Annotated in this window: 22 protein-coding genes; 10 read left to right on the plus strand and 12 right to left on the minus strand. The window is 43.6% G+C overall.

Annotated features, from left to right (window positions below):
- Positions 1–169: 169 nt before the first annotated feature.
- Both ACTW1R_RS15590 and ACTW1R_RS15595 read right to left on the minus strand, forming a co-directional pair.
- Positions 170–2,818: an HAD-IC family P-type ATPase gene (locus ACTW1R_RS15590; RefSeq protein ID WP_167822306.1), complete on the minus strand. Its 2,649-nt coding sequence runs from the start codon at positions 2,816–2,818 to the stop codon at positions 170–172.
- Positions 2,819–3,160: 342 nt separating this feature from the next.
- On the minus strand, positions 3,161–3,796 hold the full coding sequence (locus ACTW1R_RS15595) for an NAD(P)H-binding protein (RefSeq protein ID WP_167822307.1): 636 nt from the start codon (positions 3,794–3,796) through the stop codon (positions 3,161–3,163).
- Positions 3,797–4,396: 600 nt separating this feature from the next.
- Between ACTW1R_RS15595 and ACTW1R_RS15600 the strand changes: the two genes are divergently transcribed.
- The 4 genes from ACTW1R_RS15600 to ACTW1R_RS15615 all read left to right on the plus strand — a co-directional run bounded on the left by ACTW1R_RS15600 (position 4,397) and on the right by ACTW1R_RS15615 (position 9,590).
- Positions 4,397–5,398: a bile acid:sodium symporter family protein gene (locus ACTW1R_RS15600; RefSeq protein WP_010748949.1), complete on the plus strand. Its 1,002-nt coding sequence runs from the start codon at positions 4,397–4,399 to the stop codon at positions 5,396–5,398.
- The gene (locus ACTW1R_RS15605; protein WP_096741884.1) at positions 5,334–6,434 is read left to right on the plus strand and encodes an iron-containing alcohol dehydrogenase family protein; all 1,101 of its coding nucleotides are present in this window, start codon (positions 5,334–5,336) and stop codon (positions 6,432–6,434) included. The genes ACTW1R_RS15600 and ACTW1R_RS15605 overlap by 65 nt, the downstream gene beginning before the upstream one ends.
- Positions 6,435–6,605: 171 nt before the next feature.
- Positions 6,606–8,489, plus strand: coding sequence for a glycosyltransferase family 2 protein (locus ACTW1R_RS15610; RefSeq protein ID WP_312729460.1), 1,884 nt, complete (start codon positions 6,606–6,608; stop codon positions 8,487–8,489).
- A gap of 351 nt (positions 8,490–8,840) precedes the next feature.
- Positions 8,841–9,590: a SagB/ThcOx family dehydrogenase gene (locus ACTW1R_RS15615; protein ID WP_375826763.1), complete on the plus strand. Its 750-nt coding sequence runs from the start codon at positions 8,841–8,843 to the stop codon at positions 9,588–9,590.
- A 142-nt stretch (positions 9,591–9,732) separates the two neighbouring features.
- On the opposite strand, the gene ACTW1R_RS15620 is transcribed toward ACTW1R_RS15615, so the two are convergent.
- On the minus strand, positions 9,733–10,170 hold the full coding sequence (locus ACTW1R_RS15620) for a MerR family transcriptional regulator (protein WP_005230594.1): 438 nt from the start codon (positions 10,168–10,170) through the stop codon (positions 9,733–9,735).
- Positions 10,171–10,335: 165 nt separating this feature from the next.
- Here ACTW1R_RS15620 and ACTW1R_RS15625 point away from each other — a divergent pair, with 165 nt between their 5' ends.
- Together ACTW1R_RS15625 and ACTW1R_RS15630 are read left to right on the plus strand one after the other, a co-directional pair.
- A complete protein-coding gene (locus ACTW1R_RS15625) occupies positions 10,336–11,076 on the plus strand; it encodes an SDR family oxidoreductase (protein ID WP_375826762.1) in 741 nt (246 codons plus the stop codon).
- Between the two features lie 367 nt (positions 11,077–11,443).
- Complete coding sequence (locus ACTW1R_RS15630) at positions 11,444–11,650, plus strand: hypothetical protein (RefSeq protein WP_005230591.1); 207 nt, start codon at positions 11,444–11,446, stop codon at positions 11,648–11,650.
- A gap of 65 nt (positions 11,651–11,715) precedes the next feature.
- Here the strand turns inward: ACTW1R_RS15630 and ACTW1R_RS15635 are convergent, their stop codons facing one another.
- The 5 genes from ACTW1R_RS15635 to ACTW1R_RS15655 form a co-directional block, all read right to left on the minus strand.
- Positions 11,716–13,032, minus strand: coding sequence for an MATE family efflux transporter (locus ACTW1R_RS15635; protein WP_489927314.1), 1,317 nt, complete (start codon positions 13,030–13,032; stop codon positions 11,716–11,718).
- Between the two features lie 331 nt (positions 13,033–13,363).
- Positions 13,364–13,624 carry a metal-sensitive transcriptional regulator gene (locus ACTW1R_RS15640; RefSeq protein WP_005230585.1) on the minus strand — a complete coding sequence of 87 codons (261 nt, stop codon included), beginning with the start codon at positions 13,622–13,624 and terminating at the stop codon, positions 13,364–13,366.
- Complete coding sequence (locus ACTW1R_RS15645) at positions 13,621–13,920, minus strand: rhodanese-like domain-containing protein (protein ID WP_375826760.1); 300 nt, start codon at positions 13,918–13,920, stop codon at positions 13,621–13,623. Before ACTW1R_RS15645 ends, ACTW1R_RS15640 begins: the two co-directional genes overlap by 4 nt.
- Positions 13,913–15,571, minus strand: a complete 1,659-nt coding sequence (locus ACTW1R_RS15650) for an FAD-dependent oxidoreductase (protein ID WP_375826769.1) — start codon at positions 15,569–15,571, stop codon at positions 13,913–13,915. The genes ACTW1R_RS15645 and ACTW1R_RS15650 overlap by 8 nt, the downstream gene beginning before the upstream one ends.
- A gap of 2 nt (positions 15,572–15,573) precedes the next feature.
- Positions 15,574–15,888 (minus strand): rhodanese-like domain-containing protein, encoded by a 315-nt coding sequence (locus ACTW1R_RS15655; RefSeq protein WP_010748940.1) that lies wholly within the window; start codon positions 15,886–15,888, stop codon positions 15,574–15,576.
- 425 nt (positions 15,889–16,313) lie between these two features.
- Here ACTW1R_RS15655 and ACTW1R_RS15660 point away from each other — a divergent pair, with 425 nt between their 5' ends.
- The 4 genes from ACTW1R_RS15660 to ACTW1R_RS15675 all read left to right on the plus strand — a co-directional run bounded on the left by ACTW1R_RS15660 (position 16,314) and on the right by ACTW1R_RS15675 (position 19,986).
- Positions 16,314–16,787 carry a DUF3955 domain-containing protein gene (locus ACTW1R_RS15660; protein ID WP_167822310.1) on the plus strand — a complete coding sequence of 158 codons (474 nt, stop codon included), beginning with the start codon at positions 16,314–16,316 and terminating at the stop codon, positions 16,785–16,787.
- A 362-nt stretch (positions 16,788–17,149) separates the two neighbouring features.
- On the plus strand, positions 17,150–17,515 hold the full coding sequence (locus tag ACTW1R_RS15665; protein ID WP_010748938.1) for a DUF2512 family protein: 366 nt from the start codon (positions 17,150–17,152) through the stop codon (positions 17,513–17,515).
- Positions 17,516–17,756: 241 nt separating this feature from the next.
- On the plus strand, positions 17,757–19,178 hold the full coding sequence (locus ACTW1R_RS15670) for a cryptochrome/photolyase family protein (protein ID WP_375826759.1): 1,422 nt from the start codon (positions 17,757–17,759) through the stop codon (positions 19,176–19,178).
- Between the two features lie 409 nt (positions 19,179–19,587).
- Positions 19,588–19,986 (plus strand): YxeA family protein, encoded by a 399-nt coding sequence (locus ACTW1R_RS15675; RefSeq protein ID WP_010748936.1) that lies wholly within the window; start codon positions 19,588–19,590, stop codon positions 19,984–19,986.
- Between the two features lie 296 nt (positions 19,987–20,282).
- On the opposite strand, the gene ACTW1R_RS15680 is transcribed toward ACTW1R_RS15675, so the two are convergent.
- The 4 genes from ACTW1R_RS15680 to ACTW1R_RS15695 form a co-directional block, all read right to left on the minus strand.
- Positions 20,283–21,731 (minus strand): AcpB/EbpR/MafR family transcriptional regulator, encoded by a 1,449-nt coding sequence (locus ACTW1R_RS15680; RefSeq protein WP_128487656.1) that lies wholly within the window; start codon positions 21,729–21,731, stop codon positions 20,283–20,285.
- Positions 21,732–22,268: 537 nt separating this feature from the next.
- Entirely contained in the window at positions 22,269–23,663 is a 1,395-nt protein-coding gene (gad, locus tag ACTW1R_RS15685) for a glutamate decarboxylase (protein ID WP_375826758.1), read from the minus strand.
- A gap of 29 nt (positions 23,664–23,692) precedes the next feature.
- Positions 23,693–25,102, minus strand: a complete 1,410-nt coding sequence (locus ACTW1R_RS15690; RefSeq protein WP_016612532.1) for an amino acid permease — start codon at positions 25,100–25,102, stop codon at positions 23,693–23,695.
- Between the two features lie 26 nt (positions 25,103–25,128).
- Positions 25,129–25,770, minus strand: coding sequence for a hypothetical protein (locus tag ACTW1R_RS15695; protein ID WP_489927315.1), 642 nt, complete (start codon positions 25,768–25,770; stop codon positions 25,129–25,131).
- Positions 25,771–25,778: the final 8 nt, after the last annotated feature.

The following is a 25,778-nucleotide window of genomic DNA, read 5'->3' on the forward strand; positions in this document are numbered from 1 at the left end:
GACCATTTTTGTTTGTCAATAGGCCTGATTACAAGCCAATAGGAATTCCTCTTGGCTTTTTCTTTTGGCAACCCCAAAGCAGCGACAGCAGAAATCCCTTGTCGTTCCGCCATTTTCCTAAGCTGCAGCAAGGCGATTTTGCCTGAAAAAAAATACAAGAAAACCTAGGTTAAATATTTTTTCTCGAGCGAAGCCATTTATCGAACTCCGTCACGAGTAAGACGACCATCCCGGAAGCTGCTGAGATGACCCAGCCGATCAAGGACATGTCCTCCGTATGAAAGGCGCTTTGCATAAATGGAACATAGGTCAATAACAGTTGCAGAACCAGCATCACACCAATGATCACGAACGCTTTTGGATTGGTGAAGGAAGCTTTAGAAAACGCTGGTGCACTGGTACGGATGTTGAACAAATAAAAAATCTTACTTAAGACCACGATATTGACCATCATGGTACTAGCAACGGCTTCGCTGACGCCTTGTAGCAAGAGCCAGTCATGGGCGATCAAACTGATGACTGCCATCAAGATCGATACATACGCCATCTGCCAAATATCGTGACGATTCAACAATTTATTACCTGTCTTTCGCGGTTTGCGGCTCATGATCCCAGACTCTGCTGGTTCAAAAATAAACGCAAACTGGATCGTAATAGCAGAAACCATGTTGATCCACAGCAGTTGCGTCGCCTGCAACGGCAATTCTTTTTGCATCATGATCGTAAAGGCAATGATCAGCCCTTCGGCAAAAGATGTCGGCAACAGAAACAGAATGCTCTTTTTGATGTTGTCATAGATCCTGCGTCCTTCGCGAATCGCTAAGGACATGGTACCGAAATTGTCATCGGTCAAGATCATATCAGCAGAATCTTTGGCTACATCCGTGCCGCTGATCCCCATCGCTACACCGATATCCGCCCGCTTCAACGCAGGGGCATCGTTGACACCGTCCCCTGTCATCGCCGTGACTTTGCCTTTGGTTTGCAGCGCTCTGATAATGTCCAATTTATTTTTCGGCGTGGTTCGTGCAAAGACTTGATTCGTCAAGGCAGCATCTTGAAATTCAGCTTCGCTCATCTGATCCAACTCGGCACCAGTCACGACGTGAATCTCATCCGCTAAGCCAAGCTTTTCCCCAATCGCTTTGGCGGTCAGAGGGTGATCGCCAGTGATCATTTTCACTTGAACACCGGCTTGGTTCATTTCCTTCAGGGAGGCAATCACTTCTTCTCGCGGCGGATCGATGATCCCAGCGATCCCTAGTAATTGCAGCCCTTGCTCAAAAATCGTTTCATCAATGTGATCGATCGAAACTTTCTGATAGCCCACCGCTACCACTCGTTTGCCTTCTGCCGACAAGCGGCGGACATGGCCTGTCCAATAGGCTTCATCAAAAGGCGCCGCTTGTTTTTGCACCATTTCAAACAATTTATCTGGGGAGCCTTTAACAAATAGCAAGCGTTCCCCCGCAGGGTTTGCCACTAGTTTCGCCATGTAGCGGTTGTCTGAATCAAAGGGCAGCATATCCAGTTCTTGGTAAGCGGGTGCTTGCGGATAGGCAAATTGCTTATGATACAGCGTCAAAAAGGAGCCGTCTGTTGGTTCCCCATTGATCGTCCAGTGATTTCCTTCTGGGACTAATACCGTATCGTTGGCTTCGTAACCAGCTTCCAAAAACAACTGCAAGGTGTCTTGCGCGTGGACGTCCTCCTGCTTTGGACGAATTTCTCCCACCGGCGCATAGCCGTCACCCGTCACTTCATATTCCTGCTCAGCCAATACGATGTCTTTGACCGTCATTTCGTTTTTGGTCAGGGTACCTGTTTTATCCGTCGCGATCACATCCACTGAGCCTAGCGTTTCAACCGCTGGCAGCGTTTTGATGATGGTGTGCTTGTTTTTTGCCATGTCGCTGACACCCATCGCCAAAACCACCGAGGTCGTTGCTGGCAATCCTTCTGGGATCGAGCCGACGATCATGGTGACAACGGCTAAGGATAAGACAGAGATCGCATAGGTTTGCTGGAACAAACTGACGACAAATAGCAAGACCGCCACGCCCATGATCACATAGGTGATGCCTTTCCCCAGTCCATCGATCTCTTTCATCAACGGCGTTTTTCGTTCTTCCGTTTGATTGACTTCAGCTGAGATTTTCCCGATCTCAGTCTTGACGCCAGTAGCGATCACGATCCCTTTCCCGCTTCCTGACGTCACGGAAGTCGAAGCAAACGCCAAATTCCGTTGTTCCGCTAATGGAGTTGCTTCATCCATTAAGGCATCTGTTATTTTTTCCACCGAATCGGCTTCACCAGTCAAGGCGGATTCTTGGATACGCAAGTTGTCGGCTTCGATGATTCGCAGATCTGCGGGCACATTGTCACCAGCTTCTAGGAATACGACATCCCCTGGAACGACTTCGGCAGCTGGAATATCTTGACGAATCCCATTCCGATAGACCGTGGCTTCTGCTGATAGCATCTCTTTGATCCGTTCTAACGCATCGGAAGCATTCGCTTCTTGGTAATAACCGATCAACGCATTGACCAGCACGACGATGCCAATGATCACGGCATCAGAGAAATGCCCCATCAGCAGCGTTAAGATGGCAGAGAAAATCAAAATGTAGATGATCGTGTTATGGAATTGTCGCAGCAGCAACCGCCACTTGGCAGTTTTTTTGACCGCTAATTGATTCAATCCGTAGGTTTCTAACCGCTCGGTTACTTGCGCCTCATCTAATCCTTGATCGATTGACGGCACCTGATACTGTTCGATTGTTTCTGACACTGATAACTGAAACTCTTTTTTATTCATTTTTTTCTTCTTCCTTTTCTTTTTCATTGATGGATAACACAAATAAGCCCCTTATTTAGAAACTGCTCCTAAATAACGCGCTGTTGTTTGTCTCCTATTCAATTAAAAAGTAAGGCAAGTCAAAATAGTGTTTCTGCTCACCGTCACTCGAGTCGCTTGACATTCGTTTACCACCCCCTCTAAAGTTAGCAATAAGCGTAACAAACTATTTTTCCAAAGTCAAGAGTCACCGCTTTCAAAAATGAAAAGTGGCTGGCTTCTTCACAAAAAAAAAGCCACACGCCAACGATTCGTCGCCGTACAGCTCCTTCAGTACATTCTCTTCAAGCCCAAAGGCTCGCCTTAAAGCTGATCCAGTGACTCGCTGATGGGGGTTTCCCCAGCTTGGACTTTGATGACTTTTTGATAAGTTGCTGGACGTTCCAGCATTTCACCTAACAAGACGGCGACATCCTCGATGGGGAGCGCACCAGAGGTCGTTTCACTGATCTCGATCAAACTAGATCCTGGTGTTTCTTTCAACGCACCCGGCTGCAAAATCGTATAGTCTAGTGCGGTGTTGTCGATCAGCCAGCGATCAGAGAAAAATTTGGCGATCGTGTAATCCATCAATGACGCCATGCCTTCCCTTTGCCACTGTTCAGGTTCTAAGGCATAGGCTGAGCTAAGGTGGATGTAGCGCTTAATTCCTTTTGCTTCAGCGGCTTGCATCACTTTGACCGCACCATACAGATCAGATTGCAGCAAGTCTTTGCCTCGGGAACCCGCCACGAAGTATACCGCTTCCGCATCTGCGAATTTCGCCGCCATCTCTTCCGGTTCCGTGTGTAAATCAAAGAACACGGGCTTGATCGTCTCCGTTTCTGTGATTTTCTCACTGCTGCGCGCACCAGCATAAACGATGTGTCCTTGTTTTTCTAGAAAGGTGATCAATTTTTGGCCTACTCGTCCAGTAGCACCAACGACAAAAATTTTCATTTTCTTTGCTCCTCTCGTTTCTTTTTCCAACTCTTGCTAGTATCATCGTAGGACAAAAACCAAGATCCAACAACTATTCTGTTTCTAAACGAAGGTGAAAAAAGCACAGCACAAACCAATTCTTGCTGTTTTTCCCCATAGAAACCCATGTTTTTAAAAAAACACCCAAAAAAATGAAAAAAATTTTCTCAAACGATTGACAAAGCGTTGACTCTTTTGTAGACTAAGTAGAAATAATTTAAATATTTAGAAAATTCAAAATAAAGAAAAGGACGGTGGCGTATATGACCCGCACCAATGTTAGCAAACGAATTATTTTATTATTATAGTCGGGACTGTTTGATTTTATACATTCAAAGAGTCCCTATTCACATTGCATCCAAAAAGAAGAACAGCTTCTTGAGATGGAGTGTTTTTTTATACCCATTTTCAAGAAAGCGGCCTTTTACAAGCTGACACACAGATGTTAGATAGATCCAAAACGCTCGTTGACCAACTGCTGCCGATTCCCCGCGGTTATGCACTGCACTTATTCTAAAGACCCCTTCTGTTTGGACACTTGATTGGTCAAGCAGAAAAAAGGAAGGATGATTTTTTATTATGAAAACCGTCAACACGATCGCTGCTTTTGTAAACAAGTATTTGATCTACATCATGATTTTATTGATGATCGTCTCTTATTTTTTCCCGCAACCCTTCTTATGGATTCCGCCTCGTACAACGATTCTTTTGAGCATCATCATGTTTTGTATGGGGATGACTCTAAACGTTGCTGCGTTTAAAATGGTCGTCTTACAGCCCAAAGCATTCATCTTAGGGGTGCTTTTCCAGTTCACCATCAGCCCTTTGGTGGCTTACGGCTTAGCGCAGCTGTTTGGTCTTTCTTCCGGTTTGATCATCGGTTTTGTCTTACTAGGCTGCGTTTCTGGCGGAACCGCCAGCAATGTCATGACCTTCATCGGCAAAGGCGATGTCGCCCTCACCGTTTCCATGACCACGGTATCAACCTTGTTAGCGACCGTCGTTACACCCTTTTTGGTTTATGTCTTAGCTGGTCAGTACACCGAGATCTCCTTCTGGGAAATGCTCTTGTCTGTCTTGCAGATGGTGCTTTTGCCGATCATTTTAGGGGTGATCGTCCACAAACTCATTGCCAAGCACATCGAGCGATTTCTGCAATCATTTGTGTTGATTTCTTCCGTCAGTATCTTATTGATCGTTGCAGGAACTGTCGCTCGCAACGGCGCCGTCATCGTCCAATCTGGCTTGATCGTGATTTTCTTAGTCTTGCTCCATAACTTGATCGGCTACGGCGCAGGCTATGGTCTGAGCCGTGTGATGGGCGTCAGTGCCACCCAAGCCAAATCCATCATGTTTCAATTAGGAATGAAAAATACTGGCCTAGCGATCTCGTTAGCCAATGCCCACTTTGCCGCCATTGCTGCAGCCGTTACCCCTGCCGCAGTCGGCATGGTGATCCATCAAATTACCGGACCAATTTTAGCCAATCTCGTGGCCAAGAAAGAAGGAGAAAAGTATGAGTCAAAGTATCTTTTTGCCAAACTACACAATCGGGGCGGACGCCTACGAAAAAGTAAATGACATCGTAAAACCATACGGCACCAATGCCGTGATCATCGGCGGAAAAACCGCCCTTGAAAAAGCTGAAGACAAGATTAAAGCCGCTTTAACGTCAGCAGTCCAAGTGACGGATACCTTGTGGTACGGCGGCAACTCGACCTATGAAAACGTCGATCAGCTGTTAGCTACTCCAAGTGTCCAAGCCGCCGATGTTCTATTCGCCGTTGGTGGCGGCCGCGTCTGCGATACCGTCAAAGTGGTTGGGGAAAAAGCTGGCAAACCAGTCTTCACCTTCCCAACGATTGGCTCCAACTGCTCACCAGTCACCGCGGTCTGTGTCATCTATAAAGAAAACGGCGAGATGCAAGGGTTGTTTTTCCCTTCGCAACCGCCGACCCATGCCTTTATCGACAGTGAGATCATCGCCCAAGCCCCCGACAAGTACTTATGGGCAGGAATCGGCGATGCCCTCTCCAAAGAGATCGAATCGACGTTTTCAGCGCGGGGTGATCAGTTAGATTACACCGATGGGTTAGGCATCCAAATCGGCAAAATGTGCACGGAACGCTTATTGCAATACGGCACACAAGCTTTGAAAGACAGTGCCGCCAATCAGCCGTCTTATGCCATTGAGCAAGTCGTCTTGGATATCATCGTGACCACCGGCTTAGTTTCCGTCTTAGTCATCAATGATTACAACTCCGCCCTTGCCCATTCCTTTTACTACGGAACGACCGTTTTGGAAAAAATGGAAGACTATTTACACGGCGCATCCGTTAGTTACGGCGTTTTGGCCTTGTTGCAGCTCGATCAGCAAGATGCCCTCTTCCAGCGCATCTACGCCTTTATGAAGGAAAACAAACTGCCGGTTTGCTTAGCGGATATGGGCCTTAACGACACCAGCGACCTTGAGGCGATCTTAGACAAAGCAATGACCACCAATGACATCGTCCACGTGCCTTATGAGATCACGCGAGAAATGTTTAAACAAGCAATCCTAGACGTGGAAGCCTATCATGCTAAACAAAACCAAGCAGCATTGGCAGCGGCCAATTAAATGAAACCCTCCAGCAATTCGTTGCTGGAGGGTTTTTGTATGGCCTTTTTTTCGCTTCTTCGTACTTGTCCTCCTTCTTCTTTCTTACATGTTAAAAAACATGCAATCGTTTACTTTGATTTATTTTTAAAAACTTATTACTATTTTAGTATAACAAAGGAGGAGATTGGTTTGGAATTGGTTTATTTATCTGGGTTGTTTTTGGTCATTTTCTTGTTGTATTTTCTGGCAAAGAAAAATAATCGCATCAAACAGTTGTTTTCGAAGATCACGATTGCTTTTCTGCTTATTTACTTGGTTTGGCGTTTGTTTTTCACGATCCCTATGGATAGTTCTGCTTCACTAGTATTTGGGATCATTCTCTATATTGCGGAAGTCATTGGTTTGTTTGTCTATGGCTTTTTTGTTTACCTTTTTTCCAATAAGCTCTCAAAAGAATACCGCTACGAGGGGGATGAAGCAGAAGAATTCTTGCCAAGTGTCGCCGCTTTTATTTGTACTTACAATGAAGACATCAAGCTGGTGATCGCCACCGCACTGGCTGTCAAAGCCTTGAAATACCCCAACAAAAAAATCTATATCTGCGATGATGGCCATCGAGAGGAACTAAAAGAAATGGCCGAGCGAATGAACCTCGGCTATTTGACCCGCGAAGGAAATGCCAATGCTAAAGCTGGGAATATCAACTATGCCTTGTCCCAAACCAGCAGTGACTTGATTTTGCTTCTGGATGCTGACTTTATCGTCAAAAAGAACATTATTTTTGAAGCTGTCGACTATTTCCGCAATCCTAAAGTCGCATTGGTGCAATATCCACAAACATTTTATAACAAAGATCCTTTTCAATTACTGCGCAAATCCATGTACAACGAACAGGAATTATTCATGCGCTTTCTAGAACCCGCACTTTCTCGTGAGAATGCTTTGATCCATATCGGTACCAATGCCATCATTCGTCGCAGTGCCCTTGAAGAAATCGGCGGCGTTCCTACCAGCAGTATCACCGAAGATATGGCGACCGGGATGCTTTTACAAGACGCCGGCTATGAAACGATTTTTATCAATAAAGCCTATGCCTTGGGGATCACTCCTTACACTGCCAAAGAGCTGACCTCACAACGGACTCGGTGGGCGCAAGGAACGAAACAAATTTTTGACCACTTCAAACCACGCCGCTTAAAAGGATTGTCGTTCATGCAAAAACTTTGTTATTACAACTCCTATTTGTATTGGTTTACCTCTTTCCAAAAAATCATCTTTTTATTGGCACCAACCTTATTTATGGTTTTTGATATCTTTATCGTCAGAAGCAACAATCACCAATTGTTACTGTTCTTTTTACCACCTTTCATTATGATTTCCCTGTCGTTTCGGCTGTATGTCCCTAAAATCAGGAACCTGACAAGTTCCCACATCTATGATTGCTTTGTCGCTCCTATCCACACCGGGGCATTGATCAAAGAATTTATGAAATCACAGAAAAAATTCAACGTGACCAAAAAAGAGATCGTCGGCAGTAACGCCTTTGATTGGCGAACCGTCTTGCCCCACATCATCCTCTTTACTTGGATCTCCTTTGCCTGTCTGGTGGCTGGGTATCGTTTGTACCGAGGAGAAGGCTATGAATTCGGCTATATCGTGACCTTGATTTGGTCGCTCTATAACCTCTATGGCTTGTTTTATGCCATTTTGATCGGGAAAAACCGTTTTATCGAAAGTGATAGTGAAGCCTTGAGTATCGCCATCAATCGTCAGCTTTCTTATGATGCGAAGACGTTCGAGATGTATCAAATGAGTTTCAATGGCTTCCGTGTCCGTACTCATCCCGAGCAAACCTTCGTACCAGGTGAAAGTTATACCTTTTATGATGATAAACACCGCTTCACCATCAATTCGATCTGTCTGGAGGACCATGGATCCTATGTGACTTTTGCCTTCAACAATCTAACACCGCAATCTGCTGAAGAGCTTGCCAGCTACTATAGCGACCAGCTCAATGCTGCCAAACAGTTGGAATTTGATATGGAGGAAGAAGTCGCAGAAATGAATAGTTAGCCCCGCCCCCTTTGTCGCAAGAGACAAAGGGGCTTTATTGATTCCAGAAAGCTCCTTAAAGGGCAGTTCTCCATCTTCTGATGATTCTCTTCCTTTAGATAACACTCTGGCATTTGCTGCATCCTTCTCCAATGATCATTGATTGAAAGAGCCAGAACAGAATCTTGATGATGTCTCGATGGCAAATACTTTTTAAGCCTTTAGAAAATATTAAAAAGTCTGCTTTTCCTATGACCTGATTGAGCTGATACGCTTGTCACTGCTCACCCGTTTGCGAATAAAAGCGCATGAAAAAGCAATCCTTGTTATACTTATAAATAACACGAAGTCCTTAGAAAAGGAGGAACCCTCATGACCCGTTACAAACGATTTCGCTTTGTTCATTTAGGCGCTCTTTTGGTGTTGGGCTTACTCCTCACTGGCTGCAGTGCGGATACGGCACCAATTAAAGAACAACCGACTACCAACACCGCCACTTCTTCTGAACCAGCAGTTTCCTATGAAACCTTTCCATTGCCGCAACCAATCTTAGACGGGGAAACCAGTGTGTCGGAAGCTCTCTTCGAGCGGCGCTCGCAACGGGATTTTCTAGACACTGAGCTAACACAAGAACAGCTGGCACAGCTTTTATGGGCCGCTGCCGGTGTCACTACAGAAGACGGTCGCCGGACAGCGCCTTCGGCTGGTGCCTTGTATCCCTTAGACCTCTATGTTGTGGTCACACAGGTAACGGGGCTTGAGCCAGGGCTTTATCTGTATCAACCAGAGCAGCATACCTTAGCAAAAGTTCTTGCTGGTGATTTTCGGACCGCATTGGCGGAAGGTTCGTTGGACCAGCAAGCGATCCAACGGGCATCTGCCACATTGCTTTATACAGTGGTTTATGAACGACTGATCGAGCGCTATGGAGACCGAGGAATCGAACGCTATGCCTATATCGAAGTCGGTCATTCCGCCCAAAATGTCCTTTTACAAGCCCAAGCGTTAGGCTTAGGTGCTATGCCGATCGGCGCCTTCACGGATCATGAACTGACAGAGCTGCTGCAGCTGCCAACGGAAAATGAACCCCGCTATTTGATTCCTGTAGGCGTTATTGAGTAACACTGCCGACGAACGAAACCCAATTTTCATGGGACTGCCGAACTGCCGTTAGAAAACGGCAACTGGCAAGGTTGATTTTCCCAGAAAAACCAGTAGAATAGAAAAACCACCTGCAAAAACAGCAGGTGGTTTTTCGATGGGCTTACAGTTTGTATGCTCGGACTTCTTCTGGTATTTCTTCTAGTGGCAACTCTTTTACCACCGCTTCGGTGCCTGCTGCCATCGCTGTATCGTAGTACCAGCATTTGTATTTGATCGTATTCATGGTTTCTTGCAAGGCTGCCATTTGCTTTGTGACTTCTTCCAAGCGTTCATGAAACAGCTGCTGCCGTTTCTGCAAAGACGCATCGCCTTCCTCGCCCCAATCCAAGAAATTCTTGATGTCTTTGATGGGCATGCCAGTATTCTTCAAACAATCGATCACTTTGATCGTCGCTACTTCTTTTTCGGAAAACACCCGAATGCCGCCATTACTGCGGGCCAACTTCGGAAACATCCCTTCTCGATCGTAATAACGCAGTGTCGAGATGGGGATATTGGTCGTTTGTGATACTTCACCAATCGAGTAACTCACTTGCATCGCTCCTAAAAAAAATTATATTTATCACTTGACCTAAACCTAACTTCAGGTTCTACAATTAAAATACACCGCAAGCACTGTACTGTCAATCACCTATCGTCTCACAGGTTCACCATTGGCATTAGCAGGATTCGCTGAAAAAATCATTCACTGGAGGAAATACAAATGACAGAAATCAAAGAAAAAGTTATCGTAATTATGGGAGCATCTTCAGGAATTGGGGAAGCGACCGCCGTTAAACTAGCCGAACAAGGGGCAAAAATAGTGATCGCTGCCCGCCGTGAAGAGCGCATCAAAGTACTGGCTGAAAAATTAGGAGAAAATGTCTTGTATCAAACAGCTGATGTCACCAATCGCGAACAAGTCCAACAAGTCATTGATTTAGCCATGGCCTCCTTTGGTCAGATTGATGTCCTTTTCAATAATGCTGGCATCATGCCTCAAGGAAACTTGGCAGAGTTGAACTATGACAGCTGGCAAAAAATGCTGGATATCAATATCATGGGGGTATTAAACGGGATCGGCGCTGTGCTGCCCATCATGCAAAAACAACAAGACGGCTTGATCATCGCCACTGACTCAGTTGCTGGCCATGTCATTTACCCAGGTTCTGCCGTGTACAACGGGACAAAGTTTGCAGTTCGTGCAATCATGGAAGGCTTGCGCCAAGAAGAACGTGAACATGGCATTCGCTCCACCATCGTCTCTCCTGGAATGGTCTCCACGGAATTGTTTGAAACCGTCGGTAATGTTCAACTGGAAGCAGCCTTGAAAGAAACCTCTCGCGTAGAAGGCAACAGCCTAACGCCAGAAGACGTAGCAAATGCAGTGGTTTATGCCATTCAACAGCCCAAACATGTGGCGATCAGCGAAGTCTTGCTGCGCCCAGCAAAACAAACCGTTTAAGCTATTTCTACTTATCTACGAAACCTGCGACCGCTTCATGCTGGTCGCAGGTTTTTTTGTCGTCAAATCCCACCGTTTTCTTGGAAAAATTACTTGATTTTCTTGTAACACCCAATTGTCCGAGGGATGTAAACCAATGGTTGCTTTATGTAAACGACTAGGTTCTGTTGCTTCGGGGGAAATTTTTTTATACTTAGTACAAAGCTTCCGTATAAACCCGTTTGATCAGAAACAAACCGGACGTTCTCCTCATGAGCGATGAATAGCCGAGCAAGCGCGCAGCCCTACCTTCACCGTTGACTTGCAAGTACTGCCTTAGCTGTCCTCTTTTTAGTACTTGCTTTTTATAAAAGAATGGAGTGTGTATATGAATGTAAAACAGCTACTCATTATTGCCGAGCAACGAAGAAACATTACGAATCAAAAATTGACCTATGCCGAAAATTTCTTGGCTGCCGGCTACTCTGCTGCCGAATTGCTGGCAGACGAAACCTTTCTTGAATTAGAGCGAAGGGAAACCCAACTGATTGCAGAACGCAACGCCATTTTTTACGAAGAAGTCAGCCACAATTAATCCCCCTGTCCAATTGTAGGCGACGAAAAAGCGAAGGCTCAGCAGCACCTTCGCTTTTTTAACCCTCAAAGGCTTCCTTTGCCCTGAGGATCACGCTGCTTGATCGTCCAATAAAACAATCCTGCAAAGAAACCACCGAGAATCAGGAAATTCATGCCGTATAGACAGTAGAGGAAGAAAAAGTTCAGCTGCCCACTACTCCAAAAGCCCATGATTCCCACTAAAACAAGACTGTTGACGCATCCTGTCAATACACAAACCGTGCGACTGCACTCCAAGCTTTGTAATAGGTATTTTGTGATTTCATATAACGGACTGACGAGCATTATCCCCAGCATGATTGGTAGAATAGCTGGCAACAAGTCTAAAACAGCGACATTTGTAGTAAACAATTGAAAAAAAGCAGGACGAAAGACCCAGATCAGACTGGCGATTCCGACATAAGCCACGAAAGAAGAAACGAAGGCACTTTTCCCCACTGCTAAAATCTTCTGACGATTGTTCTGACCATTCGCCTCACTCGCAAAGACGGTCACTGCGTTGCCATACATCAAAGCAGGCAACCGTGCGATCATCAATCCTTGGCTGCCGATCGCATAGGCTGCCAGCGTACTGACACCCAATCGTGAGACGAAAGCTTCAAAAGCAATAATAAAGACTAAGCCTTCAAAGCATTCCTGAATCATTAAGGGGACCGCTTTTTTCAATAAAAAGGTGCGTTTTCGTGGTCTTTGTTTCAGCCCCCTGGCTAGACTTTCTCGTAAAAGAACCCCATAAATCCCCAGCAAGCACAAAGTCGCAAGCATATTTGCGATGCCACTGCCTAAGACCCCCATTGCGGGAAAACCGAGATTGCCATTTATCAATAGATAGCTAAGCAACACCTGTACCAACGCACTAATAATGGAAACGCCGAGGATGTAATTCGTTTTCTTTTCAATTTTTAAAAGACTAGTAAAAACAAACGTGACTAACGTAAGTAAAATATAGGGAGACATGATTGCAAGATACAATGTTGCGGTCCTTAGCAGCTCCCCACTAAATCCGTAGACAACCTGCAAAATGCCGCGTCCAAAAAACAGGAAAATCAAGAAAAAGCTCACGCCGATCGCGACTACTAGAAAAAGACCCGAGGACAGATAATCATTTAACTGCGTCTCTTCTCTTTGCCCGACTGCCTTTGCGCCATAAATATTAAAAGCCAGGCCAATCGCACCTAAAATCCCCGCAAAAGCGTAGAGAAATCCGTCGATCAGTGCGATCGCCGCCAACGCTTCCGTGGATCTTCTTGAAATAATCGCTAATGAAACTTGCGCAATAATGATTTGAAACAAATTGGAAGCAATCAAGGGTAATGTAAAAGACTGTATTTTTTTGTTCAAGAAGCTCCCCTCTCTCATTCGCCATAACTGCGCAACACCCACTCGCTTATTGTGATTTTAGTCACAAGAAAAGCGATCGTTGGTCGCTACATATACTCAACGACCCATCAGGCGTTTTGACGTTTCTCCCTCCATTTAACCATACAGCCTTCTCGGTGTATATTCCTTCATAATAAAAAAACAAAACATACCGACAATCTCCGCTTGTTTCCTCTATTGGTGTCGACAAGCAATCACTGATGAAGAATAAAAAGGTTCAGAAGAACATGCTGCTCTTCTGAACCTTTTCCATGGGATGATAAAAAATGCGACAAACCTTTCAAAAATCCCGCTACTTCTTCACGATCAGCTGGACGGCTTGATCGATTTTCTGCTTTTGGGTTTCCGTGTCGCTGTCTGGATTTTCCAAACAATTTTTCAAATTTTCAGCGACAATGATCCCCATAATACGGTTAACACTGGAACTGACGGCGGACAATTGCGTGATGACATCGACGCATTCTTTCTCGTCTTCGATCATTTTTTGAATCCCCCGCAACTGGCCTTCGGTTCGTTTTAACCGATTCAAGATATCTTTGTTGCATGCGGTCATCGTTTGATTTCTCCTCTCCATGCTGACATACCGCCGAGGACATTGGTCACTTGAAACCCTTGCTGGCTCAAAAACTCAGATGCCATTTGCGAACGAGCCCCTGAATGACAGATGACATAGTAGTTTTTATCCTTCTCTAAGTCGCTGATTTGTTCTGTCAGCTCGCTCAACGGTAGGTTTTGTTCTGTTTTGATGTGTCCTTGTGCAAACTCATCGACTTCTCTGACATCAAGGATCTCAAGTGGTTCACGTTTTTCTTTTTGGGCAAATTCCTCCATAGATATTGCTTTAATCATGAATAATCATCTCCGGCTTAATAGTATTATACAACGAAAAGGCACCATCGAGGTTTTGACAATTGATGCCCGCTTGTTTTAAGATGCGTTCGGCAATGTAGCTTCTCAATCCGCTATGACACGTAACGACATACGAAACGCTTGGATCCAATTCAGACAACCGATCCCTCAATTCATCTAACGGAATGTGGAGCGCTTGTTGAAAACGTCCATTATTGGCTAATTCCATCTCTGAACGAACATCCAACAACTGCTTACCGTTTTCTAAGGCATCCGTCAATTCGTGCCACTGAATATTCTCACTGATTCCTTCCGCCAGATTGATCGCTGCATAGCCAAGCATATTCACTGGATCTTTGGCTGAGCCAAAAGGCGGTGCATAGGTGAATTCCAGTTCAGGCAAGTCAAAGATCGTTAAGCCGCCTTTGATCGCTGTTGCCAATATATCGATCCGTTTATCGACTCCTTTGGCACCGATGCCTTGCGCACCGTAGATTTTTCCAGTATCCGCATCAAAAATCAGTTTCAAATAAATATCCGTCGCATCAGGATAATACCCTGCATGGTCTTTGCCTGACAGATGAACCACCTGGGGATTTAGCCCTGCCAGTTTGGCGCTGCGCTCACTCAACCCTGTGGAAGCTGCTGCAAGATCGAATACGCGCACGATCGCAGTCCCGATACTGCCTTTGTTTTTGCGAGCCAGTCCACCCAACACATCAGCAACTTGCCGACCTTGGCGATTGGCTGGTGACGCCAGGGAGATCAACGTGTCTTCGTTGGTGATTTGTTGTTTCACAACGATGGCATCACCCACCGCGTAAATATCTTTCTTGCTGGTTTGGTATTGCTCATCTACTAGGATACCCCCCCGGTGTCCCAATTCAATACCAGCACGTTTCGCCAAATCCGTTTCTGGTTGGACACCTACCGAAAGAATCGTGACATCTGAGGCCAGGACCGTGCCATCTTCCAGAACGATTTCTTGCCCTGCTTTTTCAAAAGCGGTCGCTGACTGCGAGGTCAAAACTTTGACCCCTTGCTTGATCAATTCATTTTTGACATACGCAGTCATTTCTTCGTCCAAAGGTGGCAATACGTGGGGTGCTTTTTCTACGATCGTTACTTCGAGGCCTTTTTTATGTAAATTTTCAGCGACTTCTAAACCAATAAACCCAGCGCCAATGATCGTCGCTTTTTGAGGCTTTTTGTCTTCAAGATGCGCCATGATTTGGTCTAAGTCAGGAACATTGCGCAAAGAAAAGGCGTTGGTTGCTTCTTCTAGCCCTTTGATCGCTGGTACTAGCGGTTTTGCCCCCGGCGATAAAATCAACGCATCATAAGATTCCGTGAAGACGTGTTCGCCATGTTTGACCGTCACCGTTTTCTCCTCTGGCTCGATCGCCAGCACTTCATGAAAAGGTCGCACATCTAAGTTGAACCGTTTCTTTAATGCGTCAGGTGTTTGGACCAATAGGGCGTCTCGCTCTTTGATCTCACCAGAAATGGCATACGGCAACCCGCAATTCGCAAAAGAGACAAAAGGACCTTTTTCAAAAACAATAATCTCCGCTGCTTCTTTAAGCCGACGTAAGCGCGTGGCTGCCGACATTCCCCCTGCTACCCCACCGACAATAACTATTTTTTCCATCATTACTTTCCTCCTTTGGTTGTTCCGCGCCATTGATTCATGCCGCCACGAACGTTGACCACATCAAAACCTTTTTTACTTAGGATTTTGGCTGCTTGTTTGCTTCGCATCCCCGATTGGCAAATGACTGCCAGTTTCTTGTCGCCTTTTTGAGTAAATCCAGCAACCTTATTTAACGGTACATTTTTCGCATAGGCAATGTGCCCGCTGCGGTACTCCGCCGGCGTGCGTACATCCAGAACCGTCCATTCTTTGGCTCCTTCTTTTTGTAAATCTGCTGTTGACATACTTGGTATGCGCTTAAATAGTGAAAACATTTCTTGCTCCTTTCGTATACCCCTTGGGGTATATTAAACAAGATGTTTTGCGATTTGTCAACTAAGTGATTTTCTTTAAGAAAAGAAACTTGCTGTTGCGCTGCTCCCCGCTCAATACTCTCGACAGCTGTTAGACATCTACCAATCAAGTAGCGAAAGACCCGTATCACACATTTCCCTCCCCTCGATCACAATGCTATAATAAAAGAAAAGATACATTGTAAAAATAACACACATCAAATCGTTTACTTAGCAGCTGATCGCTTTGATTATTAAAGATGATTGGCTCCCGCCCTAACCAAGATCTGACAAAAAAGCGACGCAAGCACCACTTTCCCTTGATTTATCAAGCAGCAAGCCCTGCTTTCTTGGAACCAACGAGGGTTTCGACTATGCTTAAGTCACATCAGCGAAAGGAAGAAAAGATGGAATTTGGCGAAAAAATCAAAGAAGTACGCACGAGAAATAACTTGACCCAAGAACAATTTGCCACTCAACTACACGTGACGAGACAAGCCGTTTCGAACTGGGAAAACAATCGCAATCTACCAGATTTAGAAATGCTGATTGCCATCGCCACGATTTTTGAACTCTCGCTTGATGAATTGATTTTAGGAGGAACTCAAGTGAACAAGATCACTGAAAAACTAATCAAAGACGGCAGCGAGACCCGACGCGCCAAACTCAATTTGATCACGACCTTGATCGGAACATTTTTACTACTATTCGGCTTTGCCTGCTTCTTCATCAAAGCAAGCGCCGTGGAATATATCGATCAATCCGGTATTTTACATGAAAATTTCTACCTGATTCCCGTAGGATTCTTGTTTCTATTGGCTAGTTTCGTAGTATTTGCAGGAACCGGGATCAATTATTTTCGAGCTGTTAGGAGAAAATAAATAAGAAGACGGCATAAAGCGACCCTCGAAAAGCAGATCAAAATCTGACTTTGGCGGGTCGCTCCATTTAAATTGCCTTGCTAAATTGTTTGATTCCAGTAAATACTGTACCGATACTTTATCTCCTTACAAAATCCCCTCTATTCTTCTTTCGTTTCACAAATTGATCCCACTGATCATTCCTTAAAGTGTTTAAACTATTTACGACTATTCGTCAAGCAAATATGCTTAAAATAGTATAAAAAACCAAACCAATCATTTTTTTTGACACAAAAAATGTCAGATGATAGTCTTGAAATAGAAGGTTATCACTAAGATGACCTTCTTGCTTTTGGAATAAATAATAAAAAGGAGTGTATGAAATGAAACATCTAAAAGCGTTGGTTGTCAAAGCACTAATGATTTGGGCGATTTTGTGGATTGTGTTGTCAGGGATTTACGATGTCAGTTTTATGGACTCGACGATCGTCGGTGTGATCATTGTGGTGATGATCTATGTGCTAGGCGACTTGGTCATTTTGCGTAAGATCGGTAACATTGCGGCAACGATCGCAGATGCCGGCGCAGCAGCCCTTATCCTATGGCTGTATCTGACTTATATGGACTATACAAATGACATCTGGATGTTAGTATTGATCCCAGCAGTATTGATCGGTGTGGCAGAATGGTTCTTCCACATCTGGTTGTTAAAAGCAGACATCGTGCCAGATGAACGGAAAATGAAATAATTTTGTTGATTGCTAGAATCGAACGCAGACTCTTGTTCTGTGTTCGATTTTTTTTGTTTACAAGATCGTCTATTGAAAAGCGACGCATCTTCTTGTTCCATACGTTTTCTATAGTCACGGACGATTGCCAAGATTTCTGGTTAGCTGAAACAATCGCCAAATTTGAATAAATCCCATCTTTCCATTACTATAAACGAAATCCGATCGTTTTTTGCACGGTTATACTATCAAGGAGGTTTGTATGGCAATTCATGTGATGTGGTTTAGAAAGGATCTACGCTTAGAGGACAACACGGCACTGACTGAGGCGCTTTTTTCTCTTCAAGAAAACGACCATTTGTTGTGTGTATTTCATCTCAATGACAAGCAGTTTCTCCCCAAGGCGCCAAGCCATGATTACTTTTTTAGCGCAGTTGCCCACTTTATCGAGGCTGCCAAAAAGCAAAATCTGACGATCCACCTATTGACAGGGACTTTGACAGAAGCCTTTGATCAGTTGTTCGCTTGCTATCCAGAATGGAGCCAGCTTTACTTCAACTTTGATAACCGTGGATTTGGTCGTAAACGTGATCTCTACATAAAAGAATTGGTCGAGAAAAAAGGCATCACTGTCCATTCTTTTGAAGACCATCATCTGCATCAACCAACAGAAGTCACCAAAGAGGATGGGACGTACTACAAAAAATTTACCCCATACTATAAGAAATGGATTCAATTGTCCAAACCGGTGTATCAAAAGCAGGCCCTCGATTTTGAAAAAGCCGTTCATTTTGATGATGCCCCTCACTTCAAAGCAGGGACAACACTGCTTACTAAGCTGCTAGAAAATAGAAAGACCGATTTTTCAACGATCGTTGGGGAAGACTATGCGCATAAGCAATTGCAGGCATTTGTGCAAAAGCGTTTGGCCGCCTATGAAAAAGACCGTGATATCCCTTCGATCAAAGGAACGAGCCGCCTGTCCCCTTTCTTGTCTTTTGGACAAATCTCCATTCGGAAGGTTTGGGCCGCTTGCCAAGGAATGCCATCCAGCACTGGCAAAGCGACCTTTTTAAAAGAACTGGCTTGGCGAGATTTTTATCATATGATCTACTTCAGCCATCCTGAACAAAAAAACTATGAACTCATTGAGAAATATCGAAACATGGATTGGCGAAAGAATGAAGAGGAGCTAACCAAATGGCAAGCAGGGCAAACCGGCTATCCGATCATTGATGCCGCGATGCGGCAGCTGAATCAGACCGGTTGGATGCATAACCGTCTACGGATGATCGTAGCTTCCTTTCTAACCAAAGATTTACTGATCGATTGGCGGCAAGGAGAAGCCTATTTTGCTCGACAATTGATCGACTACGACGCTGCCAGCAATATCGGCGGCTGGCAGTGGGCAGCTTCGACTGGCACCGATGCGGTTCCTTACTTTCGAATTTTCAACCCCATCACACAAGGGAAAAAATTTGACAAGGATGGGACGTTTATCAAACAATTTGTTCCCGAACTCGCCCAGTTGCCGCTAAAATTCATCCATGAACCCTACTTGATGACTGACGAAGAACAAGCCGACCTAAAGGTAGTTTTAGGCACCGACTATCCGTTGCCTGTAGTTGACCACAACGAAGCCAGAAAAAGAGCCCTCGATTTGTATAGTAAAATCGAACCATAAAAAGCTGCCATGGACTGCTCTCAAGCATTTTCTGTAAAAAAAACAGCAAAGACGGTCCTCTTACGGAGCGCCTTTGCTGGTTTTTTATGAAACTGGTGCGCTATTTTCACCTTTCTATAGTGAAAAACAAACGGCACGTCTCATCAAGTTGTCTGCTGCTGGGCATACATAAAAGAAACATTTTCCATACTGTGTTTTTTAATTAAGGTCTTGTTGTCTACTTTCCCTCTTATTTCTAGTCGCTCTAAGCACCAATCCCCTGACGATTTATAGATCAAACCCTTTACTAGCGGCGTTCCCTGCTTTTTCACGACTGGCTAGTAACGTTTCTCCTTGCAAAACTGTTCGTCTGATGAAAGGTCATCTATAGAACCATTCTGTTATAATAGCTCCATATTTGAGGATAAGGATGGTTTATATGAAAAAAATAATCGGATTCATCTTAGTCGTACTTTTAGGGTTTGTTGGATACAAAGGATATGAATATTATCAATCCACCTACTCAGGACAAACAGCTTACGCGTATGTCCCGTCTGAGATTCCGCCTAAAGTCCAACACGAAAGTAAGAGCGGCATCGGTGACCAGTCTCCTTGGTATTCTTACGATTACACATTAAACTTTGTAAAAGAAGATGGCAGCACCCAAACCCTTGAGGTTTCATTATCAGAAGATAACGCAAAACCCTTAACACCAAATTCTTATGTAAAAGCGGTGATCAGTGAAAAGCGTACAATAAAAGGCCCGAATGGCGTTGAAAAAGACGCAATTCCCAAAAAGGTTCTAGAGAAATTAGAAAATCAAAACTAATGATTGCAGACTCACATCTCTATGTGGGTCTTTTTTTACCTCCTTCCAAAATCAGTATTTTGAAACCCTTCTGTTATTTTCACACTTGATGTCTTCTGCTCTGTCGCGATACGTTATACAAGGATACTGGGCACATTTATCTAGCAGAAAGCTGCTTGACTGATCCCTATTCTTATTCTGTCATCAATGATAAGAGCAATTCAAGCTCCTTTTCCTTCTCATCCTTTGCAGATAATTGAAAAAGCAGCGAATCACCTATCCGTTGACTCACTGCTTTTTAACTAACAAGTAATGGCTCACACCACAAAAGAATGGTACTTAGAGTAAGCAATTTGATCGACGATCGCAGAAACCTGATTGACATCTAAATCGGCACCGATGGCAGTCACTTGATAAAATTGACCATAATTGTTGCCAAGTTGAGGGACACGGGCGTTTGAAATCAGCAAATCGTATTCTTCCTCATTGTTGTAAGGAGAAATAGTCACATTTTGTTTCCCTTTTAGTTCATTTTTTAACAAGTAAATGGAAGCATCTGCCAAAAGACTGGAGCCCATATTTAAGACCCCGATCCGTACCCGATATTCCTCTTTCGGTGATAACAGATAGATTAAAAAGACCAGACGTTTCTTGAGGTAGTTGAGTTTCGTGGGCGTAAACAAGTTGGTTGGTGCAATAATGTGTTGCAGGATGTCTGTAATCACTTGATCTCGCAAGGAATTGTGAAACAGCTTGTGGTAATAATTCAAGGTGACTCTGTCAATGGAGTAATTTACCCCATGAAAGTAATAGACTTGTGCGATCAAGGAGAAGACACTGGCTTTAATATCGATCGTCGTATGCGAGGCTTCAAGACAATAAATGGACTGGATCGCTGCCATCACTTCATCGGTAATCTCAAAGACAGGATTTTTATTGGTATACAACCCTAAGCGAAGCTCCTCGTAAGGAATTCCTCCTACCGTAACGAGAAAAAGACAGATAAAGAAGGGGACGATCTTGGCTTCGTCTACTGAACAGATGCTTTTTTTCGACACATAGGCCTGTCGAATAAAGCGACAAATCGGCATTTCTTGGCAACGATTGATTTTGATTTGTTCCTCCGGACTTAAGCTTCCCAAAGTTGTGTGAGGCGTGACTTTTTTCATGATCACAAATAGCCAGATCTTCAACTGCTTTTGTTGCGCAATCGAGAGGGTTATTTTTTTCGCTAGCTCCGCCACCAGCTCATCGATCAAAACAGAATCGATCGCTGTTTCCCCCATTTTTAAAAAATTATAGTAAAAATAAATGCGTTGCGTCATCGTTCCCGCTAGCTTTTTGTTCTTTATCTTTAATTCAAAATGCTGCAGCAGCTGATTGCACTCTGCAATCACACGATTCAGTGTCCCCACGCTTATTTTTAATTCATCGGCTAATACGAAAGCGTCATAGCCCGCATGTTGAAACAAATAATGGATGATTTGATATTTTACAGATTTTTTCAATAACGTGTCGGTCAAATCATCCAATGAGACGCTGTCGTTTACTTGCAGATCAAGGGTATAACGGTTGATTGCAAAAGAGACCTTCTCATTTTTTAGTTGTTGCTGAAGATTTTCTGATAGTTTCGTCAAGGTTGGCATCGTAATCTCTAATTCCCGACACGCATCACTTTTTTTGATATGACCCGTCGATAAATACAAGAATTTGAGCAAGATGTACTCCAATTTCAAGTCTTTATCCAGTAAGTCTTCTTTATACATGACTGTTTTTCCTCCTGTGTAAATCCTTATTCTTTTCGAATAGTTACAACCAATTTACAGAAAAAGATAGCAGTACATTTCCTATGAAACAAACAAATGTAGTAAAAACATGCCCTTTCTACACATACTTTTCCTTCACTTACTCCCCAAATAAACCAAAACGAACGAACAAAAATGCGCCCTGCCAGACGAACTTTCCTCAGAGTTTCCTCGCGACAATGTTCTCGGATTTTCTTTTTGTTTATGTAAAACATGCTTCTCTAAAAAAATATATTTAGACCATAATAATTAATACTATCACAAGCTAGAAATGTCAATAAATGAAATTATCAAGCGCCATTTTTTTACTTTCTCTTAAAAAATGACACTATCAAGTACTTACCCGTTCGTATAAGCAAAAAAATCAAAGGCAGTCGATGCAACCGCCTTTGATTTTTCTATAAACCATTGTTCATTCAGTCTTGCAAAAAACGTTTCATAAAGGGTCTTTTTATTCATTGAAAAAAGCAATGAACGGGTTTCTAGCGATACCGTTTCTTAATGTGAAAAGCCATAGGTTTGATCAGATGAAACATGACGGCTTGGTCGCTTATTCAAGCGCTCGATTCCTTCTTTCATGTCTTGCACCAGATCCATTGCCATTTGCATACTTAAATCTGCCCGGCAGACAAAGCGTTGGATATTGATATGTGATAGATTATCAGGTAATGGATAGGTAGGGACTTGCCAGCCTTTCATGGCAAATTCATCCGTCAAATCATACAGATTCCAAGAAATGTCGGCATCTTCTTTTAATTTGTAGCAGACGATCGGCAACCGTGACCCATCATTATAAATATCGAAGTAGCCCATGTTTTCAATCTCTTTTGCCAAATATTGGGCAACATCACTGGTCTTTTTGTGGATCAAGCGGTAGCCTTCAAACCCATTGCGGATAAAGGTGTAATATTGTCCGATGATTTGGCTGGCACTTCTTGAAAAGTTGATGGCCATCGTTGGCATTTCACCGCCAAGATAACTTACTTTGAAGACCAATTCTTCTGGAAGGAAATCTTTTTCTTTCCAAAGCACCCAACCGATACCAGGATAGACTAACCCATATTTATGTCCAGACGTACTGATGGAACGAACGTTTTTCAAACGGAAATCCCATTTAAGCTCTGGTTCCATAAATGGTGTGTACAATCCACCACTAGCCGCATCCACGTGGATGTAAACTTTGTAGTCGGTGTGTTTGTTGTATTCCTCTAATTTCTTATCTAGTGCTTTGATGTCATCGTATCGTCCAGTGTAAGTGATCCCTAAAATACCGACGACCCCGATCGTATATTCATCTAAATAGTCCGTGACCTTTTCGACATTGATGCTGCCATGTTCTTCATCGATAGGGATCGTCCGCATTTCAATGTCCCAGTAGACACAGAATTTTTCCCAAACGACTTGATAGGCAGAAGAAATCACTAAGTTTGGTTTTTGTTTATTGATATCTAAACCAAGTTTTTTTGCCCGATTGCGCCAAGCAAATTTTAAGGCCAATCCACCTAGCATACACGCTTCACTTGAGCCTACTGTTGACGTACCGATAAAATCAGACGCTTCTGGTGCATGCCATAAATCAGCGATCATGTTGACACAGCGGTTCTCAATTTCTGCTGTCCGTGGGTACTCGGTTTTATCAATGGCGTTTTTATCAAGGGTTTCACTCATGATTTTGACTGCTTCTGGTTCCATGTAGGTTTGACAAAACGTCGCCAAATTTTGTCTTGAGACCCCTTCATCGATCAATTGATCTTTGACTAATTCATAGGCATCCCGCGGTACCAAGGACTCTTTTGGCAATTTGTACATAGGGATCGCCCGATCCATTGCCTCATTCCCATAGATAGGTTCCAAATATTGGGCTTCTTTTCGATTTTTTTTACTAAATAACATGCAGCTCTCCTCCTCATAGGTTGTGCTTTTTATTTTTTATCGCTTGCTTTTTCACCTACGTATTTATAGATGACAAACGGTATCACGACAATTATCAGCCAGCTGATGATCAAGATGGCTAAATAGGTTCCGCCTTTTCCCGATCCGATATCGCTCGGTGGAAAGAAGGAAATAAAGAAAGAAAAAATAGAAACAAGCAAACCAACCATCGCAACACCAATTTTCACATTTTTCCCACCAGGAATATGATACGTTCTTGTTAAGTCGTCTTTTTCTTTGACTAACTTAATATACGAAAGAAACAAGAGAACATAAGCAACCAGATAGATGCAGACCGTCAAAGCCATCGCAACGAAGAAGGATAGATTGGCGCCCCCGCCGCCTAATGTCAAGACAACCGCCCAAATAGAAACAATGATGCCTTGCACCAAAACGATGTTGATTGGGACATTGTGTTGATTGACTTTTGCCATTTGTTTTGGTAGCAAGCCATTTTCAGCTGCTTCAAGCATCGCCGTCGATGGGCCAACTACCCAAGCGGCAATTTCTGCAATGACACCTAAACAGATGACCACGGCAATCAAACGAACCAGCCATTCCCCGCCGCCAAAATGATGGATCAAATAAGAATAGGCTTGGATCACACCAGTATCAAGAGACAATTGATTTTGGGGAATCGTGGCAGCCACCGTTGCTCCGCCGAGCGTATCCAAAAGAATCGTCGCTACGACTAAAATCAAAATGGCTTTCGGGTAATTCTTTCCAGGATTATCCATGTCTTTTACGTGACTGGCAGAAGATTCAACCCCTGCATAGGCCAAAATAAAGGAAACAAAAACGACCAGCGTATTGATTTTCGTAAAATCAGGAATCCATGCACCTGATCCAAAAGAAACTTTGACGGGATTCCCTTGAGCAATGTAGACAATTCCTAAGATAAAAAGAATGATCCCAGTTGCGACGATCCCCACAAAGAACCCTACTTTGGCAATCTTCGCAGTATTTTTTGTTCCGCCAAATTGCGAGATCGTGATCAGCCAAAAGATCACTAAAGTGGCAATCAGCTTCAGCCAAACATTGGTATTAAGAGCCGGCCAATTTAGGGCATAGGAAAGCGCCCCGACAATAAAGTAAATCATCGTAATAAAGCCTACCGTGATTTGGAACCATTGGAAGAAAATGGCAGCAAACCCCCATTTTCTCCCTAATGTTTTTGAGACCCAGGTATAGAGTCCCCCTTTTTCCCATCCCTTTACAGTAGCCATCTCCGCAGAGCAAAGGGCTACAGGGATAAACCAGAGGAAACCGCCGACGAGTAAATAAAAAACTAGATTCATCTTCGATGTCGCAAAGGTTGGATACTCATATACCGTCATCACCATTGAAGCAGTTATCGCAAAAAAACTCAACAATGATAGTTTTTTCTTGCTAGTATCCATTTTTTTCAACCTCCTATCGTTAGATACTATTTTTCAGCAGCGGAAGAAAGATCAATATGGTACGTATGTGTCAGATCGCCATCTGCTTTAAATTCGATTTCGATTGCTTTGATCGCTGGCAAACTTTGTTCTTGTGCTACTTTAAAGTGAATAAAGCCATCTTTGTGTTTGTCATGGGTCAAAATTTCATCATCTAAATAGTCCACAAATACTTCCGCTTCAATTTTCTTGCCATCATTCAACACCAAATATGCTTTGTCAGGTTTGATTTTTTTGTCTTTCGAATCTTCATTAAACAATTGATATTTCAGTGAAAGCAATGTTTTGTATTCTTTGTCTTTGTGTTTGAACGCTTCTACATTCACAATTTTTACATGGTTCACTAAAAAGCGAATGTGATCCCAACCAGCATTTTCATAATTCGTTTCATACCAAACAACATCTTTGACTTTCGGATCGATTCCCTTGGTAACGATTTCTTCAAAATACCCGTCATCACTCAAATTTTCACTTCCCACGATCACCTCATCTGAAGAATCACTGATCAACGTTTCGGTTCCTGACCCAGAGACCACTTCCCCTGACTCTTCCACTGTTGAGCACGCACCTAGAGTGAACAAAACGCCTACACCTAAAACGAAACCTGCAACTAATGATGTTTTTTTCATTGTAAATC

It is taken from the genome of Enterococcus sp. R12, from assembly GCF_058135755.1.

Bases quoted from the DNA above. Each gene is read 5' to 3' on its own strand.
- ACTW1R_RS15640 (WP_005230585.1), bottom strand. From the start codon at position 13,624: ATGACCGCATGCAACAAAGATATCTTGAATCGGTTAAAACGAACCGAA.
- ACTW1R_RS15665 (WP_010748938.1), top strand. From the start codon at position 17,150: ATGAAACATCTAAAAGCGTTGGTTGTCAAAGCACTAATGATTTGGGCG.
- ACTW1R_RS15590 (WP_167822306.1), bottom strand. From the start codon at position 2,818: ATGAATAAAAAAGAGTTTCAGTTATCAGTGTCAGAAACAATCGAACAG.
- ACTW1R_RS15695 (WP_489927315.1), bottom strand. From the start codon at position 25,770: ATGAAAAAAACATCATTAGTTGCAGGTTTCGTTTTAGGTGTAGGCGTT.
- ACTW1R_RS15660 (WP_167822310.1), top strand. From the start codon at position 16,314: ATGGAATTTGGCGAAAAAATCAAAGAAGTACGCACGAGAAATAACTTG.
- ACTW1R_RS15595 (WP_167822307.1), bottom strand. From the start codon at position 3,796: ATGAAAATTTTTGTCGTTGGTGCTACTGGACGAGTAGGCCAAAAATTG.
- ACTW1R_RS15620 (WP_005230594.1), bottom strand. From the start codon at position 10,170: ATGCAAGTGAGTTACTCGATTGGTGAAGTATCACAAACGACCAATATC.
- ACTW1R_RS15655 (WP_010748940.1), bottom strand. From the start codon at position 15,888: ATGTTTTCACTATTTAAGCGCATACCAAGTATGTCAACAGCAGATTTA.
- ACTW1R_RS15690 (WP_016612532.1), bottom strand. From the start codon at position 25,102: ATGGATACTAGCAAGAAAAAACTATCATTGTTGAGTTTTTTTGCGATA.
- ACTW1R_RS15645 (WP_375826760.1), bottom strand. From the start codon at position 13,920: ATGATTAAAGCAATATCTATGGAGGAATTTGCCCAAAAAGAAAAACGT.
- ACTW1R_RS15680 (WP_128487656.1), bottom strand. From the start codon at position 21,731: ATGTATAAAGAAGACTTACTGGATAAAGACTTGAAATTGGAGTACATC.
- gad (WP_375826758.1), bottom strand. From the start codon at position 23,663: ATGTTATTTAGTAAAAAAAATCGAAAAGAAGCCCAATATTTGGAACCT.
- ACTW1R_RS15650 (WP_375826769.1), bottom strand. From the start codon at position 15,571: ATGGAAAAAATAGTTATTGTCGGTGGGGTAGCAGGGGGAATGTCGGCA.
- ACTW1R_RS15615 (WP_375826763.1), top strand. From the start codon at position 8,841: ATGACCCGTTACAAACGATTTCGCTTTGTTCATTTAGGCGCTCTTTTG.
- ACTW1R_RS15600 (WP_010748949.1), top strand. From the start codon at position 4,397: ATGAAAACCGTCAACACGATCGCTGCTTTTGTAAACAAGTATTTGATC.
- ACTW1R_RS15670 (WP_375826759.1), top strand. From the start codon at position 17,757: ATGGCAATTCATGTGATGTGGTTTAGAAAGGATCTACGCTTAGAGGAC.
- ACTW1R_RS15675 (WP_010748936.1), top strand. From the start codon at position 19,588: ATGGTTTATATGAAAAAAATAATCGGATTCATCTTAGTCGTACTTTTA.
- ACTW1R_RS15630 (WP_005230591.1), top strand. From the start codon at position 11,444: ATGAATGTAAAACAGCTACTCATTATTGCCGAGCAACGAAGAAACATT.
- ACTW1R_RS15605 (WP_096741884.1), top strand. From the start codon at position 5,334: ATGAGTCAAAGTATCTTTTTGCCAAACTACACAATCGGGGCGGACGCC.
- ACTW1R_RS15625 (WP_375826762.1), top strand. From the start codon at position 10,336: ATGACAGAAATCAAAGAAAAAGTTATCGTAATTATGGGAGCATCTTCA.